The following is a 17088-nucleotide window of genomic DNA, read 5'->3' as shown; positions in this document are numbered from 1 at the left end:
CGCCACTGAGCAGCGCCTCGATCACGCGCCGAGCATCGTCTTCAGACGGCGGCAAACCGTTCCGGCGAACGATTCGTACCAGAATTGGTATTGGTTTGCGCTCAGGCTTTGACGCCGAACACCTGGCGCAGATAAGCCAGGAACCCGGGGTCGTCGCACATCGTCTTGCCCGGGGCGTCGGATATCTTGGCGACCGGCTGGCCGTTCACGCTGGTCAGCTTCATGACGATGTTGAGTGTCGCCAGCCCAGTGTCGTTGCTCAGGTGCGTTCCGATGCCAAAACCGCACTGGGTCCTGTCTGCGAAGTGGCGATAGAGATCCAGGCAACGCTCGATGTCGAGAGCATCGGAGAACACCAGGCGCTTGGTCGAAGGATCGACGCGCAGGCGGGCGTAGTGCGCCAACGCCTTCTCGCCCCAGACGTAAGGGTCTCCCGAGTCATGGCGCAGGCCGTCGAACAGCTTGGCGAAGTACAGGTCGAAGTCGGCCAGGAAAGCGTCCATGCCGACGACATCGGTCAATGCGGTGCCAAGGTCTCCGCGGTACTCCTGAACCCAGGCTTCCAGCGCCGCCTTCTGGTGGTCGCGCAGGCGGTATCCCAAACCCTGGAATGTCTGCAGATACTCGTGGGCCATCGTGCCGATGGGCACCAGGTCAAGTTCGCGCGCGAGCAGGACGTTCGAGGTTCCGGTGAAGAACTCGGGCAACTCCTGCTTCAAGGTCGTGAGCACCTCGCGTTGCCAGCTGCCCGAATATCGGCGGCGCAAGCCGAAATCGAAGAAGCGGAACGGGTGCCGGCGCGGCGGCTCCTGGGCGAACTCGCGCAAGCGCCGGATCTTGGCCTGAAGCCTGCGCCGGCCTTCATCCAGCGCGGCGGCCGACCCGACCCGCCGGAAATAGAGCTCGTTGACGATCGCCAGCACGAAGATCTCGAACGCCATCACGTGGACCTGCGGCCCTTCGACACTGATGGCCAGATTCATGCCTTCGGCTTCCACGCGGATGAAGTCGCGCTGGAAGCGGAAGATGCGCAGGAAGTCGATGAAGTCCGAGCTGAGATAACGCAGCGTGCGCAGATAGGCCAGTTCGTCGGCGCTGAACGACAGCGCGCACAAGGCATCGACTTCACGCTGCACGTCGCCCACCAGCTCGGCCAGCGGGAAGGCGCTGCGGTTGCGGCAGAGAAAACGGTAGCGCGCCTGCGTCGCCGGGTGGCGGTGCAGCATCGCCTGCCACATCGAGAACTTGTAGAGATCGGTCTCGAGCAGGCTGCCGATGACGGGGCGCACGTGGGATTCCTTCAGCATTCGGTGCTGGTCTCGAGGCTCACGCCAGCGGCGGCCGCGCGCTCCAGGAAGCTCTGCTGTTCGGCTTCGAAGCCGGGCACCGGGCTCATGCAGTCGGTCAGCAGAATCACCCTCCGCGACACGTCCGCGGGGAGGTGGACGAGCAGGTCCTCGACGCTGGCGCGAACACAGTGGCTGCCGGCCTCTCCGGCGATCACCAGCGTCTTGGCTGTCGACAGTTCGTCGATCAGCGACTCGTTCAGCGCGGTGGCGGGATCGTCGATGTCGGGCACCTCGGCCTGGAAGGCGCTGTAGTGCTCCGTCCAGGGGTTGTCGCCCTTGAAGACGTGGCGTACCGGCTGCTGCCGGTGGACCTCCCAGCGGTCGCAAGCCGCCTGCACCGCGGCGTGGGTGAGATGGCCCCAGGTGCCGATACGGCAGTGTTCCGGCCAGACCATCAGCGTGTAGCGCCCACGCTGGTCCAGTGCGTCCAGATACGCCAGCGTGCGAGGCAACGCCGCCGCATCACGCGGAGCGAAACGTCGCGCCCGCACGTCTTGCGCCGTGATCGGGGTGAACGGAGCCACGGATTCGCCGTCTTCGCGGCGCCAGAAGGGCGGGTGGGCGACGTCGATGCGGTGGTGCGAGTCCAGCGTGACGGTGATGGCCACGATGCGCGAGGCGTGGGCGTCGATGAAGGCGGCCAGGCGCAGCATGTCGGCATGTGCGCCGGCCACCGGCAGCGCCGGCGTCAGCCGTTGCCCGCTGGCGGGGTCGACCGCGCACCAGTCGGCGGGCAAGTCGCAGAAGTCGTTCTGCGGGTCGATGATCAGCAAGTGGATGTCGCCAGCGTGCATGTCGTCCTCGTGCCAGGGATGCTACGTCACGGCGGCAGGGTGCCGGGTCAGGCCAGCCGCAGCTCGGCGCGGGCCGCGACGCTGCGCCGCCCGGCGTCCAGCAGCGCCTGCACCGCCAGCGCAGCGTCCAGCGCCACCGGCAACGGCCCGAGGCCGCGGATCGCGTCGCGCATGCCGGCGTAGAAGCTCGGATACGCGCCGGCCAGCAGCGGCACGCTGTCAGGCGGGCCGTCGCCGCGCCACCAGCGGCCGCGGCGTGTGCTCTCCTGTCCCCAGCCTGGATCGGCAGGGTCCGCGCCGCGCTTCAGTGCCGATTCCTGCGGGTCGAGCCCGTCGATGCGAAGACTGCCGGCGTGGCCGTGGACCAGGAAACGCGGGCCGGGTTCGGCGGCCAGCATGCCGGCCTGCAGCCTTGCCCGCAGCCCGTCGTGCGGCCCCCCCTCCCAGCGCAGATGGCAGCAGAACCAGTCGTCGGTCAGCGCCCCGTCGCGCTGCAACGCCAGGTCCAGCGTGATCGCCGCCGGCGCGCCGAACAACTGCAGCGTCTGGTCGAGCAGATGCGGGCCGAGATCGAACCACAGGCCGTTGCCGGCTCCCGCGTGTTCTCGCCAGCGGTCGCGTACCTGGGGACGGTAACGGTCGAAGTGGGAGACGAACTCCACCGGACGGCCGAGCACGCCGCGGTCCAGCAGCGAGCGCAGCGTCATGAAGTCACCGTCCCAGCGCCGGTTGTGGAAGACGCACAGCAGGCGGTCCACCTCGCCGGCCCGGGCCACGAGGGAACGGGCCTGGCTGGTGTCGAGCGCAAATGGCTTGTCGACGACCACGTGCCTGCCGGCACGCAAGGCCGCGTCGGCGAGCGCATGGTGGCTGTCGTTCGGCGTGGCCACGACGATCAGGTCCAGCCGGCCGTCGGCGATCAGGGCCTCGGCGCTCTGCACCGTCACCGCGTCGCCGCAGGCTGCCCGCACCGCAGCCGCGGCCGATGTCGGCGATCGCGTCGCAACCGCCGCCAGCTGCAACCCCGGCGTGGCGCGGATCAGCGGCGCATGGAAGGTGGTGGCCGAACTGCCCCAGCCGATCAAGCCTACCTTCAGGTCGTCCATCGATCGCTCCTCCCGTGCCCGCGTGGGCGGGCGCCGCGTCAGGCCGGCGTCGCCAGCAGCGCGTCGACAGCGTTGAGCAGCCTGTCGACGTCCAGCGGCTTGGTCAGGTACAGCTCGATGCCGGCCTCGCGTGCGGCCAGCAGGTCGGCCGGCATCGCGCTGGCCGACAGCACGATGCAGGGGGTCTGCTGGCCGTGCTCGGCGCGCAGTTCGCGCAGCAGGTCCAGGCCGGGCCGGTCGGGCAGGAACAGGTCCAGCAGCAGCAGGTCGGGCGGCGCGGCGAGCGCCAGCGCCAGCGCCTCGGCGGCATTGGCGGCGATGCGCAACTCGACGCCGGGGCGCCAGGCGAAGAAGCTCTGCAGCAGCACCGCGTTGACCGGGTTGTCCTCCACGGCCAGCACCCGCCCGCGCAGTTCCGGGCGGGCCACCAGCGCGCGAGGTGGTGCCGGCAGCGCCGCCGTCGACGCCGCGGCCGGCAGCACGAACCGGAACTCGCTGCCCCGTCCGGGCTCGCTGCTGACCTCCAGGCTGCCGCCCATGGCCTCGACGAGTTCGCGCGTCAACACCAGCCCGATGCCGGTGCCCGGGATGCCGCTGGCCTCGCGCCCGAGCCGGTTGAACGGTTCGAACAGCGCCGCGAGCTGGGCCGGCGACATGCCGAGCCCGGTATCGCGCACCGCGATGCACCAGCCGGCGCCGTCGCGCCGGACGGCGACGACCACCTCGCCGTGCAGTCGGTTGTACTTGATCGCGTTGGACACGAGGTTGGCGAGCACCTGGCGCAACCGCGTGCCGTCGGCCAGCACCAGCAGACGTTCGGCCGGCAGGGCGCTGCGCAACTGCACCCGCCGCATCGCCGCGGAGGCGTGCGCCTCGTGCAGCACCTCGTCGATCACCTGGCCCAGGTCGACGACGCTGCTCTCCAGGCGCACGGTGCCGGCCTCGATCAGCGACAGGTCGGTGAGATCGGCGATCAGGCGCTCCAGGTGGCGCCCGGCGTCGGCGATGTGGGCGACGGCCTGGCGGTGCTCCAGCGCCAGCGGCACCACCGCGCCGCGCAGCAGCATCTGGGCGAAGCCGACGATCGCGTTCAGCGGCGTGCGGATCTCGTGGCCCAGGCGGGACAGGAACTCGCTCTTGGCGCGGCTGGCACGCTCGGCGACACGCTGGGCCTCCAGCGCCGCTTCGGCCAGGCGCTGTTCGGTGACGTCCCAGAGCACGCCGACGACCGCCTTGCGGGTCTCGTCGCCGCCCCGGCGCAAACGGCCCTTGGCGGCCAGACGTCGGGGCTGCCCGTCGGGCCAGCGGATCTCGAACTCCACGGCGTCGGCCTCGCGTCCGTCACGCAAGGGGGCCACCCAGGCCGCCAGCCGACGGATCTCGCCCGGCGGCACCGCCTCGCGCACGATGGCGCGTGGATCGCCGCCGTCGGGGTGGCCGAACAGGCGGCAGCTCTGGGCGTTGAACTGCAGCGGCTCGTCGCCGTCGTAACGCAGCTCGAACGTGCCGATGCCGGCGGCCTCGGTGGCCAGCGCCAGGTGCTCGGCGAGGGCCAGGCGCTCGTGCTCGCCGGCGGTCACGTCCACCAGCCAGGCAGCCAGGCGGTCTTCACTCAGTCTCAGCAGCCCCAGCGCCAGCACCTGCTCGCGCGCTGGCGTGCCGGGAAGCCGCAGCGTGATGCGCCGGTCCTCGAACACGGTGCCGCGTGCGCTGCCGTGGCGGGCCAGGTCCTCGTGCAGCGTGGGCATGGCCGGCGCCAGCACGTCGAAGAGGTTGTCCAGCCTGCCGCCGGGCGCCAGCGGGGCCAGCAACTCGGCAGCTCGCGGCGTCATCAGCCGAACGCAGCCGTCGCCGGTGGTCTGCAGCATCGCGACCGGTGCGCGATGGAGGAACTCGAGCAGGGCGAGGTCGTCGTCGGCCGGGCCGTGCATCGGGTTCAGCCGGGGCGGCGCCGGGCGGCCGGAACGCCCGCCGCGTCGCCGTCCGCACAACGCCAGCCCCGGTGAGGGGCGCGGCCATCGGCGTCGGCGGGGGGCGCTGGCGAGAAGTCGCGCATTCGGGCAGTCGCAGGGCGGTTGATCTTTCTGTGATTACACCACCGATGCGGCTGCGAAGCGATCGCGTCTGCCGCCAGCCCCGCGGCACGCCGTCAGGCTGCGCCGTAGCGGGCGAAGACGCGGGCTCGACCGCCGCGCTCCACCAGCAGCACGTCGTAGGCGTCGCGCTGCGAGCCCATCTCCATGCCCGGCGAGCCGACCGGCATGCCGGGCACGGCCAGCCCGATGGCCACCGGCTTCATCGCCAGCAGGCGCTTGACGTCGGCGGCCGGCACATGGCCTTCGAGCAGGTAGCCCGCCACCCGCGCCGTGTGGCAGCTGCCGTAAACGGCGGGCATGCCGAGCAGGCGGCGCGAGGCGTCGATGTCCAGCACATCGTGCACCTCGACGGCGAACCCGGCCTGACGCATGTGCGTCACCCAGGCGCCGCAGCAGCCGCAGGTGGGGCTCTTCCACACCTGCACCGGCGGCAGCGCCGGGGCGGCGGCCGAGGCCAGTGCCGGTGCGGCGGCGGCCAGCGCCGCCGTCAACAGATCGCGCCGCTTCATCGCACCACCACCTTGCCGACCATGCCGGCTTCGAAGTGCCCCGGGATCAGGCAGCCGAACTCGAAGCTGCCGGCCTCGGTGAACTGCCAGACGATCTCGCCGCTGGCACCGGCGGCGACACGCACCGCGCCGGGGTCGGCGTGCTGCATGTCGGGCATGGCGCGCATCTCCTCGGCGTGCGCCTTCAGCGACGCGGTGGTGCCGAGCACGAACTCGTGCTCGATGCGGCCACCGTTGGCGGCGACGAAACGCACCGTCTCGCCGCGGCGCACGGTGATCGTCGCCGGGTCGAAACGCATCGTGTCGCTCATCACGATGCGCACCGTGCGCTGGGCCTTGGCCGCGTCGCCGGGGCGGCCGTAGGGCGTGTCGGCGTCGTGGGCGTGGGCGGCGGCATGGGCGCCACCGTGTTCGTGGCCGGCATCGGCCTGGGCGGTGATGGCGAAGAGGGCGGCGGCGCACAGCAGCGCCGGCTGGAGGATTCGGTTCTTCAAGAGGGACTCCAAGAGATCGTGCGAGGCCCACGTGTGGCGTGGGCGAGCGAAACGGGCAGGGCCCGTGGCGGCCTCAGGCCGCTCTTGGAGGTCGTTCGAGCCCGTCGGGCACGTGGCCGTCGCGCGGCGCCGGCGGCGGCGGGAAGACGGCGGCCGCCGGCCCCGGCGCCGCGATGACGGGCGCCGCAGCCGTGCCGGCCAGCGGCACCGCGGCGCAGTGCGCGGCGCACCGCGAGCCGGCATCGTGGCCGCAGCCGCCGTCTTGCGCATCGCCGCAGCAGGGATCGGCCGGCGTGTGGTCGGCCATCGCCGTCATCTCGTGCGCCATCGCGGCCGGCGCACAGGGCGACGCCGGCAACGACGGCCCGGGCGCAGTCCAGCCGCGCAGCGGCAGCAGCGCCGCCAGCAGCACGAAGATCCAGACGCGCAAGGCCTTCATGGCGGCGAGCGTAGCACCGTGCCGCGTCAGCCGGCCGGGCGCTCGCCGGCCAGGCTGTCGAGGATCGGGCAATCCGGCCGTTCGTCGCCATGGCAGCACTGCACCAGGCGCTCGAGCGTGGCCTTCACCGCCTGCAGTTCGGCGAGCTTGGCGTCGATGGCCGCCAGATGTTCACGCGCCAGCGCCTTGACCTGGCGGCTGGGGCGCTTGCGGTCGTGCCACAGGCCGATCAGGTCGCCGATGCGCTCCAGCGGGAAACCGAGGTCGCGCGCATGGCGCACGAAACGCAGCGTGTGCACGTCGCGTTCGTCGTAACGCCGGTAGCCGGCGGCGCTGCGCTGGGCCTGCGGCAGCAGGCCGATGCGCTCGTAGTGGCGGATCATCTTGGCGCTGACGCCCGAGGCGGCCGCGGCTTCGCCGATGTTCATCTGCGCTCCCCTGACGGCCGCCAGCGGCGCAGCAGCAAGGCGTTGGTGACGACGCTGACGCTGGACGCCGCCATCGCCGCGCCGGCGACCACCGGGCTCAGTAGGCCGAAGGCCGCCAGCGGGATGCCGAGCACGTTGTAGGCGAAAGCCCAGAACAGCCCCTGGCGGATCTTGGCCGTCGTGCGGCGCGAGACCTCGATCGCGTCGGCGACCAGGCGCGGGTCGCCGCGCATCAGCGTCACCGCCGCGGTCTCCATCGCGACGTCGGTGCCGGTGGCCATCGCGATGCCGACGTCGGCGGCGGCCAGCGCCGGGGCGTCGTTCAGGCCGTCGCCGACCATCGCGACACGCGCGCCGCCGGCGCGAAGCGCCTGCAAGGCAGCGGCCTTGTCGCCGGGCAGCACCTCGGCCTTCACCTCGTCGATGCCGAGCGCGGCGGCCACGGCCTCGGCGCTGCGGTGGTTGTCGCCGGTCAGCATCACGGTGCGCAGCCCGGCGGCCTTCAGGCGTTTGACGGCATCGTGTGCCGTGGGCTTCACGGTGTCGCCGAAAGCCAGCAGCGCCAGCGGCTCGATGCGGCCGGCGGCAGAGGTGCGCACGAGCCACGAGACGCTGCGGCCGGCTTGTTCGTGCGCCGTGGCGGACGCCGCCAGCGCGCCCGGCTGGAAGCCGAGCTCGTTCATCCAGCGTGTGCTGCCCAGCCGCAGCTCGGTGCCGTCGACGCGGCCTTCGACACCACGGCCCGGCTGGGCGCGTGCGTCCTGCACCGGCGGCGGCTGCAGGCCGTCGGCGGCGGCGCGTTCCATCACGGCACGCGCCAGCGGGTGCTCGCTGGCCTGCTGAAGCGCCGCGGCGGCGCGCAGCGCGTCGGCCGCGTCGACGCCCGGTGCCGGTTCGATCGCCGCCAGCGCCGGCCGGCCTTCGGTCAGCGTGCCGGTCTTGTCGAAGGCGACGACCTGCACGGCGTGCGCGGTCTCCAGCGCCTCGGCGTCGCGGATCAGGATGCCGTGGCGCGCGGCGACGCCGGTGCCGACCATGATCGCCGTCGGCGTCGCCAGGCCCAGTGCACACGGGCAGGCGATGACCAGCACCGCGACGGCGTTGATCAGCGCCGTCTCGGCGCCGCCACCGGCCAGCCACCAGCCGGCGAAGGTCAGCGCCGCCAGCGCCAGCACGACCGGCACGAAGACCGCGCTGACGCGGTCGACCTGGCGCTGGATCGGCGCCTTGGCCGCCTGTGCCGACTCGACGAGGCGGATGATGCGTGCCAGCGTCGTCTCGGTGCCGACGGCCAGCGTCTTCACGACCAGCAGACCGTCGGCGTTGACCGAGCCGCCGGTCGCACGTTCGCCGGGGCCGCGCGCGACCGGCAGGCTCTCGCCGGTGATCAGCGACTCGTCGAGGTGGCTGCGGCCTTCGACGATCTCGCCGTCGACCGGCAGGCGCTCGCCCGGGCGCACGACGACGAGCTCGCCGATGCGCACCGCCTCGACCGGGACGTCCAGCTCGACACCGTCGCGGCGCACGCGGGCGGTCGCCGGGCGCAGCGCCTGCAACGCGCGGATCGCCTCGCCGGTCTGGCGCTTGGCACGCGCTTCCAGCCACTTGCCCAGCAGCACCAGCGTGATGACCGCGGCCGAGGCTTCGTAATACAGGTGCGGCATCGCGTGGCCGCCGCCGTGCGTGGCGAGCAGCCAGGTCGACAGCCCCCAGGCCGCCGAGGTGCCGAGCGCGACCAGCAGGTCCATGTTGCCGGTGCCGGCACGCAGCGCCTTCCAGCCGGCGCGGTAGAAGCGCGCGCCGAAGACGAACTGCACGACGCTGGCCAGCAGCAACTGCCACAGCCCGGGCAGCATCGCGTCGCGCCCGGCCAGCGCGGCGACCATCGGCGCCACCAGCGGCAGCGTCAGTGCCGCGCTGGCCGCCGCCGGGGCCCACTCGGGCCAGCGCGGCGCGGCGGCAGGGCGGGCGTCGTCGACGGGTCGCGCGCCGTAGCCGGCTTTCTCGACCGCGGCCACCAGCGCCGGCACCGGCAAGTTCGACAACGCCTGCACCGTCGCGGTCTCGGTCGCCAGGTTGACGCTGGCCGAGAGCACGCCGGGCAGCCGAGTCAGCGCACGTTCGACGCGGCCGCTGCATGAGGCGCAGCTCATGCCCTCGACCTTCAGCCGCGTCTCGACCGTGGCGACGCCGAAGCCCGCGCGGCGCACCGCGTCGGCCAGCACCTGGGCGCCGACGCCGCGTTCGGCACGCACCGCGGCGCGTTCGGTCGCCAGGTTGACGCTGGCCTCGTGCACGCCGGGCACCTTCTTCAGCGTGCGCTCGACGCGCGCGACGCAGGACGCGCAGCTCATGCCGGTGACCTGCAAGGTCAGCGGCTCGGCGTCTCGGGTGGGGGTGGCGGTGCTCATCGGGGGCTCCGGTCGGCATTGTGGACCGGAGCCATCGTCGACCTTGCCACGATGACAAGGTCAAGCGCAGGGCCGCACGAAGGGAAATGGCGGCGCACAAGACAAAACGGGCCAGTTCTTGCGAACTGACCCGTTGAATCGTTGGCGGAGTGGACGGGGCTCGAACCCGCGACCCCCGGCGTGACAGGCCGGTATTCTAACCAACTGAACTACCACTCCAGTGGTCAACAACGCGCTTGCGTTTGATTGCTGACCGAGCCCGCTACTATAGCGCGGTTGCGAAAGATTGCAAGCACTTTTTCGCAATCCACGTTTTCACCTCACAAAGTCGCCCGGCCGAGCACGCCGGCGATGCGTCGCATCAGGCCCCGCGGCGTGGCGCCGGCAGCCATCGCCGTCGCCCGGTTGAGCCAGCCGGGCACACAGACGACGTCGCCGGCCAGGCAGGCGCGCACCGCATCGGTGGCGACCGCATCGGCGTCGCCGACCAGGGTCTGCGGCAGTTTTGCCAGCCGCGGGTTGCGCGCCGCGGCGGTCTCCAGCATCGAGGTCGCGGTGATGCCCGGGCACAGCGCGGTGGCGCTGACGCCGCTGCCGCGCAGTTCCTCGGCCAGTGATTCGGTCAGCGACAGCACGTAGGCCTTGGTCGCGGCGTAGGTCGCCAGCCCGGGCACCGGCTGGAACGCGGCCGTCGAGGCGACGTTGAGCACGCGGCCACGGCCGCGTTCGACCATCGCCGGCACGAAGGCCGCCAGCATCTCGGTCAGCGCGCCGACGTTGAGCTGCAGCAGCTCGCGATGGCGAGCCGCCGGCGTGTCGACGAACAGGCCGTGCTCCAGCACCCCGGCGTTGTTGACCAGCAGATCGACATGCCGGCGTTTGCGCGCCAGCGTGGTGGCCAGATCGGCCGCGGCGCCGGGTTGCGCCAGGTCGATCGCGATGGCGTCGATGCGCACGCCGTGTTCGGCGCGCAGCGCCGCCGCCAGCTCGTCGAGCCGCGCCTGGCGGCGGGCGACGAGCACGAGTGCGAACCCTTCTCGCGCCAGGCGGCGCGCCAGGGCCTCGCCGATGCCGGCAGACGCGCCGGTGACCAGGGCGGTTTCAGCCGGTTGCGGGGCAGGGTCGCGCATGGGCTCGGGCCTCCGTGTACGGGGTGCGGGGGGTGTCGCTTCGTATCATGAGGCACCGGCTTGCCGGCCGGCGAGGATCCGTGACCGCAGGAGACAGGATGAATGCCATGGACCGCACGCGCTCGGCGCTCGTGCTCGTCGACTACCAGGCCCGGCTGATGCCGGTGATCCACGGCCACGCGCTGGTGCTGGCCTGGGCCACGCGCCTGGGCGAGATCGCCCGCGAACTCGGCGTGCCGGTGCTGGGCACCGAGCAGAACCCGCAGAAGCTCGGCCCCAACGACGAACGCATCCGCGCCTGCTGTGGCACGACGCTGGCCAAGAACCACTTCGACGCCTGCGCCGACGGCCTGGCCGAGGCGCTGCGTGCGCTGCCGCGGCCGGTCGGCGAGGTGGTGGTCGCCGGGTGCGAAGCCCACGTCTGCCTGCTGCAGACCGCGCTCGGCCTGCTGCGCGCCGGCTTCGAGGTGCGCGTCGTCGAGCCGGCCTGCGGCTCGCGCTCGCCGGAGGACAAGGCGCTGGCGATGGCCCGGCTGCGCCAGGCCGGCGCCCAGATCGTCTCGGTCGAGATGGTCGCCTTCGAGTGGCTGCACGACTGCCGCGACCCGGCGTTCCGGCGCGTGCTGCCGCTGCTGCGGCAGCGTGTGGACGCCGGCTGAAGCCGATCCCCGCGCCCCGTGACTTGAGAACGGTCATGCGCGGGCGGGGCGCTGCCCCGACAATCGTGGATTCCCGTCACTCTCCCCCCGGGGTATTCCCAGCGATGTCTTCCCTGCGCGGCGTCTTCAACGCCCTGGCCGTCGGCCTGAACACCGTCGCCGTCTTCTCGCTGATGATGCCGCCGGCGCTGCTGAAGCTGGTCTTCCGCGGCGGCCCGGTCCGCCAGGCCTGCGACCACCTGCTCAACGCGCTGGCCAGCCGCTGGGTCGGCAACAACAACGCCTGGATCGCCGCGTCATCGCGCGCGCGCTGGGACGTGCAGGGCGTCGACGGGCTGGACCGCCGCGGCTGGTACCTGGTGTCGTGCAACCACCAGAGCTGGGTCGACATCCTGGTGCTGCAGCGCGTCTTCCACGGCCGCATCCCGTTCCTGAAGTTCTTCCTGAAGGCCGAGCTGATCTGGGTGCCGGTCATCGGCCTGGCCTGGTGGGCGCTGGACTTCCCGTTCCTCAAGCGCGGCAAGGGCCGCAACTCGCGCGAGTCCGACCTGAAGTCGGCGCGTGAAGCCTGCGAGAAGTTCAAGCGCATCCCGACCTCGGTCATCAGCTTCTTCGAGGGCACGCGCTTCACCCCCGCCAAACACGCCGAGCAGGGCAGCCCGTACCGCCACCTGCTGAAGCCCAAGATCGGCAGCCTGGGCGTCGCGCTGGCGACGATGGGCGAGCAGTTCCAGGCCCTGCTGGACGTGACCATCGTCTACCGCAACGGCGCGCCGACCTTCTGGGATCTGCTGTGCGGGCGTGTCGGCGAGGTCTTCGTCCGGGTGCGCGAGCTCGAGATCCCGAAGGAGCTCGTCGAACGCGCCGACCACATGCTCGACCGCAGCTACCGCCGCCGCCTCACGGCCTGGGTCGAGCAGCAGTGGGCCGAGAAGGACCTGCTGATCGACGAGCTGCTGGCCCAGCCCCAGACGTCCCGGACGGCCTGACCGCCCGGCCGGCGAGGCGTCGCCGAGGGCCCCGGTTGCGCCGCCGCGCCGCAGGCTAGGGGTCGGCGCGGTTGAACATCGCCGCGAGATGGGCCTCGCCCCGGTCGAGCACGAAGTAGCGGAAGGCCTCGGCCGCCGGCGACAGCTGCTTGGCCGCGGTGTTGACGATGTTCCAGCGCCGCATCAGCGGCAGGCCCTCGACGTGCGGCGCGGCGATCAGCCCGGCCGACCATTCCAGCCCGATGGTGTGCAGCGACAGCAGGCTGACGCCCATGCCGGCCATCACCGCCTGCTTGATCGCCTCGTTGCTGGGCATCTCCATCACGAAGGTCGGCTTCAGGCGGTACTGGTCCAGGTACTCCTGCAGCGCGGTGCGGGTGCCCGAGGCCGGCTCGCGCACGATGAAGGGCTCGTGGGCCAGCGCCGCGGCCGGCACGCTCTCGGCGTGCGCGAAGCGGTGGTCCGGCGCGGTGACGAGCACGTGCGGATGTTTGGCGAAGGGCTCGGCACGGCTCGGGAAGTCCACCGGCGGGCGGCCCATCACGCTGAGGTCGACCTCGTTGGCCGCCATCATCGCCACCAGCGCCTCGCGGTTGCCCAGGCGCAGGCGCACGTCGATCGCCGGGTGCTCGGTGTGGAACTTGGCCAGCAGCTGCGGCAGGAAGTACTTGGCGCTGCTGACCATGCCGATCGTCAGCCGGCCGCTTTCCAGCCGGGCGAAACGCGCCATCGCGTCCTCGGCTTCCTTCAGCGTGCCCAGCAGCCGGCGCGCGTAGACCAGGAAGTACTCGCCCGCGGTCGACAGCGACATGCGGCGGTGCGTGCGCTCGAACAGCTTGTGGCCGACCTGGGACTCGATCTCCTTGATCTGCAGCGACACCGCCGGCGGCGTCAGGTGCAACACCTCGGCCGCACCCTGCACGCTGCCCTGGCGGGCGACCTCGACAAAGACCCGGAGCTGGCGGAAGGTGACGTTCACTTAAGGTTTCACTAAAGGAACAGTTTGGAAAGTCTAACTGTTCTTTATTCGTCGGCCTTCGTAGAGTCTGCGTACACCCCGCTTGGAGAACACCGCATGAACAAGCCCCACGAACCCGGCGCCACCGGGGACCAGATCCTCGACAAGAAGCAGCGCTACAGCGCCGGCGTGCTGAAGTACCGTCAGATGGGTTACTGGGACAGCGACTACGTGCCCAAGCCCACCGATGTCGTCTGCCTGTTCCGCATCACGCCGCAGGAAGGCGTGGACCCGATCGAGGCCGCCGCCGCGGTGGCCGGCGAATCCAGCACCGCGACCTGGACCGTGGTCTGGACCGACCGCCTGACCGCCTGCGACAGTTACCGCGCCAAGGCCTACAAGGTCGAGCCGGTGCCGGGCCGGCCCGGCGAGTTCTTCGCCTGGGTGGCCTACGACCTGATCCTGTTCGAGGAAGGCTCGATCGCGAACATGACCGCGAGCCTGATCGGCAACGTCTTCAGCTTCAAGCCGCTGAAGGCCGCGCGTCTCGAGGACATCCACATCCCGGTCGCCTACGTGAAGACCTTCAAGGGCCCGCCGACCGGCCTGGTCGTCGAGCGCGAGCGCCTGGACAAGTTCGGCCGCCCGCTGCTGGGCGCGACGACCAAGCCCAAGCTCGGCCTGTCGGGGCGCAACTACGGCCGCGTGATCTACGAAGGCCTGAAGGGCGGCCTGGACTTCATGAAGGACGACGAGAACATCAACTCGCAGCCCTTCATGCACTGGCGTGACCGCTTCCTCTACGTGATGGACGGCGTGAACAAGGCCAGCGCCGCCACCGGCGAGGTCAAGGGCAGCTACCTGAACATCACCGCGGCGACGATGGAGGACATGTACGAGCGCGCCGAGTTCGCCAAGGAACTGGGCTCGGTCGTCGTGATGGTCGACCTGGTGATCGGCTGGACGGCGATCCAGAGCATCGCCAACTGGGCGCGCAAGAACGACATGATCGTTCACATGCACCGCGCCGGCCACGGCACCTACACCCGCCAGAAGAACCACGGCGTGAGCTTCCGCGTCATCGCCAAGTGGCTGCGCCTGGCCGGCTGCGACCACCTGCACACCGGCACCGCCGTCGGCAAGCTCGAGGGCGACCCGCTGACCGTGCAGGGCTACTACAACGTCTGCCGCGACAGCTACACCAAGCAGGACCTGCCGCGCGGCCTGTTCTTCGACCAGGACTGGGCCGACCTGCGCAAGGTCATGCCGGTGGCCTCGGGCGGCATCCACGCAGGCCAGATGCACCAGCTGATCGACCTGTTCGGCGACGACGTGATCCTGCAGTTCGGCGGCGGCACGATCGGCCACCCGGCCGGCATCCAGGCCGGCGCCGTGGCCAACCGCGTCGCGCTGGAAGCCATGGTGAAGGCGCGCAACGAAGGCAAGGACATCAAGAACGAAGGCCCGGAGATCCTGCAGAAGGCGGCCCAGTTCTGCACCCCGCTGAAGCAGGCGCTGGACACCTGGAAGGACGTGTCGTTCAACTACGCCAGCACCGACCAGTCCGACTACGCCGTGACGCCTGCCACCTCCGCCTGACGCCGCCCGAAGGAGCACACGACCATGATGACCAATCCCACCGGCCGGCTCACGCAAGGCCAGTTCAGCTTCCTCCCGGACCTGACCGACGAGGAGATCACGCTGCAGATCGAGTACGGGCTGCGCAAAGGCTACGCCTGGAGCGTCGAGTACACCGACGACCCGCACCCGCGCAACACGTACTGGGAGATGTACGGCATGCCGATGTTCGACCTGCAGGACGCCGCCGGCGTGCTGATGGAGATGAACGCCTGCCGCAAGACCTTCCCGCACCACTACATCCGCCTGATGGCCTTCGACTCGACCCGCGGCGTCGAGTCGATCGCGATGAGCTTCATCGTGAACCGCCCGGCCACCGAGCCCGGCTTCGGCGTCGTGCGCCAGGAGGTCAACGGCCGGACCATGCGCTACACGATCCACAGCTACGCGACCGACAAGCCCGAGGCGCAACGCTACTGACCCCGGAGGCGCCGTGTACCGCATCGCACCCTCGATCCTGTCGGCCGATTTCGCCCGTCTGGGCGAGGAGGTGCGGGCGGTGGTCGCCGCCGGCGCCGACTGGATCCACTTCGACGTGATGGACAACCATTACGTCCCGAACCTGACCTTCGGGCCGATGGTGTGCCAGGCGCTGAGGAAGCACACCGAGGCGCCGATCGACGTGCACCTGATGGTGCAGCCGGTGGACGCGCTGGCCACCGCGTTCGCCAAGGCCGGCGCGGATCTCGTGAGCTTCCACCCCGACGCCAGCACGCACGTGGACCGCACGCTGCAGCTGATCAAGGCCGAGGGTTGCCAGGCCGGCCTGGTGTTCAACCCCGCCGCGCCGCTGGACGTGCTGGAGTGGGTGATCGACAAGGTCGACCTGGTGCTGATCATGAGCGTCAACCCGGGCTTCGGCGGGCAGTCGTTCATCGACAGCGCGCTGCGCAAGATCGAGAAGGCGCGCAAGATCATCGACGCCTCGGGCCGCGACATCCGGCTGGAGGTGGACGGCGGCATCAAGGTCGACAACATCCGGCGGGTGGCCGATGCCGGCGCCGACACCTTCGTCGCCGGCAGCGCGATCTTCGGCCAGCCGGACTACGCCGCGGTCATCGCGGCGATGCGCGCCGAGCTCGCCGGAGCCGAACAGAAGGAGACCATGTGATGGGCGCCCCGCTGTACTCGATCCCCGGCAGCGCCGCCGCGCAGCCCGCCGCGCCGGCCGAGGAGCTGAAGCCCGCCGCCCGCACCGTCGGCGAGGTGCTGGCGCAAAGCCAGGTCGAGGCGGTGATGGACGAGCTCGAGCACGACCTCGTCGGCCTGGCGCCGGTCAAGCAGCGCATCCGCGACATCGCCGCGCTGCTGGTCATCGACAAGCTGCGGCTGAACCTGGGTCTCGCGGCGCAGATGCCCAGCCTGCACATGTGCTTCACCGGCAACCCCGGCACCGGCAAGACGACGGTGGCGCTGCGGATGGCCGAGATCCTGCACCGCCTGGGCTACGTGCGAAAGGGCCACCTCGTCGCGGTGACGCGCGACGACCTCGTCGGCCAGTACATCGGCCACACCGCGCCGAAGACCAAGGAAGTGCTGAAGAAGGCGATGGGCGGCGTGCTGTTCATCGACGAGGCCTACTACCTGTACCGCCCCGAGAACGAGCGCGACTACGGCCAGGAGGCCATCGAGATCCTGCTGCAGGTGATGGAGAACCAGCGCGACGACCTGGTCGTGATCCTCGCCGGCTACAAGGACCGCATGGACACCTTCTTCAAGTCCAACCCGGGCATGAGCTCGCGCATCGCGCACCACCTCGACTTCCCGGACTATTCGGGCGAGGAACTGCTGCAGATCGCCGACCGCATGACCGCCGGCATGAACTACCGCTTCGGCCCCGGCACGCGCGAAGCCTTCGCCGAGTACCTGGAGCTGCGCCTGGCGCAGCCCAACTTCGCCAACGCGCGCAGCGTGCGCAACGCGCTCGACCGCATGCGGCTGCGCCAGGCCTCGAGGCTGTTCGAAGAGCGCGACCGCGCGCTCACCGAGGCCGACCTGACGACGCTGGCCCCCGAGGACATTCTCGCCAGCCGCCTGTTCCAGACCGCCGAGCGCTAGACCCGCTTTCATCTCTCCCGTCGGAAAGCC

At 70.9% G+C, this 17088-nt stretch carries 17 protein-coding genes and 1 tRNA gene; 6 read left to right on the top strand and 12 right to left on the bottom strand.

Annotation, left to right across the window (positions count from 1 at the left end):
- Positions 1-101 precede the first annotated feature (101 nt).
- The 11 genes from pncB to LOC65_RS16370 all read right to left on the bottom strand — a co-directional run bounded on the left by pncB (position 102) and on the right by LOC65_RS16370 (position 10756).
- Complete coding sequence (gene pncB, locus LOC65_RS16420) at positions 102-1289, bottom strand: nicotinate phosphoribosyltransferase (protein WP_029719068.1); 1188 nt, start codon at positions 1287-1289, stop codon at positions 102-104.
- 11 nt (positions 1290-1300) lie between these two features.
- Positions 1301-2143, bottom strand: a complete 843-nt coding sequence (locus LOC65_RS16415) for an isochorismatase family protein (protein ID WP_230248275.1) — start codon at positions 2141-2143, stop codon at positions 1301-1303.
- A gap of 47 nt (positions 2144-2190) precedes the next feature.
- Positions 2191-3249: an oxidoreductase gene (locus LOC65_RS16410; RefSeq protein ID WP_230248274.1), complete on the bottom strand. Its 1059-nt coding sequence runs from the start codon at positions 3247-3249 to the stop codon at positions 2191-2193.
- Between the two features lie 38 nt (positions 3250-3287).
- Entirely contained in the window at positions 3288-5180 is a 1893-nt protein-coding gene (locus LOC65_RS16405) for a PAS domain-containing hybrid sensor histidine kinase/response regulator (RefSeq protein ID WP_009858956.1), read from the bottom strand.
- A gap of 218 nt (positions 5181-5398) precedes the next feature.
- Entirely contained in the window at positions 5399-5854 is a 456-nt protein-coding gene (locus LOC65_RS16400) for a DUF411 domain-containing protein (RefSeq protein ID WP_164961979.1), read from the bottom strand.
- Positions 5851-6348 carry a plastocyanin/azurin family copper-binding protein gene (locus LOC65_RS16395; protein ID WP_230248273.1) on the bottom strand — a complete coding sequence of 166 codons (498 nt, stop codon included), beginning with the start codon at positions 6346-6348 and terminating at the stop codon, positions 5851-5853. The genes LOC65_RS16400 and LOC65_RS16395 overlap by 4 nt, the downstream gene beginning before the upstream one ends.
- A 73-nt stretch (positions 6349-6421) precedes the next feature.
- Positions 6422-6787, bottom strand: a complete 366-nt coding sequence (locus tag LOC65_RS16390; protein WP_230248272.1) for a hypothetical protein — start codon at positions 6785-6787, stop codon at positions 6422-6424.
- A 26-nt stretch (positions 6788-6813) separates the two neighbouring features.
- Entirely contained in the window at positions 6814-7215 is a 402-nt protein-coding gene (cueR, locus tag LOC65_RS16385) for a Cu(I)-responsive transcriptional regulator (protein WP_230248271.1), read from the bottom strand.
- Complete coding sequence (locus LOC65_RS16380) at positions 7212-9626, bottom strand: heavy metal translocating P-type ATPase (protein ID WP_230248270.1); 2415 nt, start codon at positions 9624-9626, stop codon at positions 7212-7214. The genes cueR and LOC65_RS16380 overlap by 4 nt, the downstream gene beginning before the upstream one ends.
- Before the next feature lie 142 nt (positions 9627-9768).
- A tRNA-Asp gene (locus tag LOC65_RS16375) sits at positions 9769-9845 on the bottom strand.
- Positions 9846-9946: 101 nt separating this feature from the next.
- Positions 9947-10756 (bottom strand): SDR family oxidoreductase, encoded by an 810-nt coding sequence (locus LOC65_RS16370; RefSeq protein WP_230248269.1) that lies wholly within the window; start codon positions 10754-10756, stop codon positions 9947-9949.
- 98 nt (positions 10757-10854) lie between these two features.
- Here LOC65_RS16370 and LOC65_RS16365 point away from each other — a divergent pair, with 98 nt between their 5' ends.
- Both LOC65_RS16365 and LOC65_RS16360 read left to right on the top strand, forming a co-directional pair.
- Entirely contained in the window at positions 10855-11415 is a 561-nt protein-coding gene (locus tag LOC65_RS16365; RefSeq protein ID WP_029719069.1) for an isochorismatase family protein, read from the top strand.
- A 104-nt stretch (positions 11416-11519) separates the two neighbouring features.
- Positions 11520-12404, top strand: coding sequence for an acyltransferase (locus LOC65_RS16360; RefSeq protein ID WP_164961985.1), 885 nt, complete (start codon positions 11520-11522; stop codon positions 12402-12404).
- Between the two features lie 55 nt (positions 12405-12459).
- Here the strand turns inward: LOC65_RS16360 and LOC65_RS16355 are convergent, their stop codons facing one another.
- Positions 12460-13383 carry a LysR family transcriptional regulator gene (locus tag LOC65_RS16355; RefSeq protein ID WP_009858947.1) on the bottom strand — a complete coding sequence of 308 codons (924 nt, stop codon included), beginning with the start codon at positions 13381-13383 and terminating at the stop codon, positions 12460-12462.
- 96 nt (positions 13384-13479) lie between these two features.
- On the opposite strand from LOC65_RS16355, the gene LOC65_RS16350 reads away from it, so the two are divergent.
- From LOC65_RS16350 to cbbX, 4 genes are read left to right on the top strand one after another with little or no spacing between them, the layout of a single operon-like run.
- Positions 13480-14961 (top strand): form I ribulose bisphosphate carboxylase large subunit, encoded by a 1482-nt coding sequence (locus LOC65_RS16350; protein WP_009858946.1) that lies wholly within the window; start codon positions 13480-13482, stop codon positions 14959-14961.
- A 24-nt stretch (positions 14962-14985) separates the two neighbouring features.
- Complete coding sequence (locus tag LOC65_RS16345; protein WP_230248268.1) at positions 14986-15420, top strand: ribulose bisphosphate carboxylase small subunit; 435 nt, start codon at positions 14986-14988, stop codon at positions 15418-15420.
- A gap of 13 nt (positions 15421-15433) precedes the next feature.
- Entirely contained in the window at positions 15434-16111 is a 678-nt protein-coding gene (gene rpe / locus LOC65_RS16340; RefSeq protein WP_230248267.1) for a ribulose-phosphate 3-epimerase, read from the top strand.
- Positions 16111-17058 carry a CbbX protein gene (gene cbbX, locus LOC65_RS16335; RefSeq protein ID WP_230248266.1) on the top strand — a complete coding sequence of 316 codons (948 nt, stop codon included), beginning with the start codon at positions 16111-16113 and terminating at the stop codon, positions 17056-17058. Before rpe ends, cbbX begins: the two co-directional genes overlap by 1 nt.
- Positions 17059-17088 lie beyond the last annotated feature (30 nt).

Origin of the sequence: Rubrivivax sp. JA1055, from assembly GCF_020966565.1 — a bacterium.
Classification (GTDB): Bacteria; Pseudomonadota; Gammaproteobacteria; order Burkholderiales; family Burkholderiaceae_C; genus Rubrivivax; species Rubrivivax benzoatilyticus.
The sequence above is the reverse complement of the archived record's forward strand: the minus strand, read 5'-3'. Positions and strand labels throughout refer to the sequence as shown.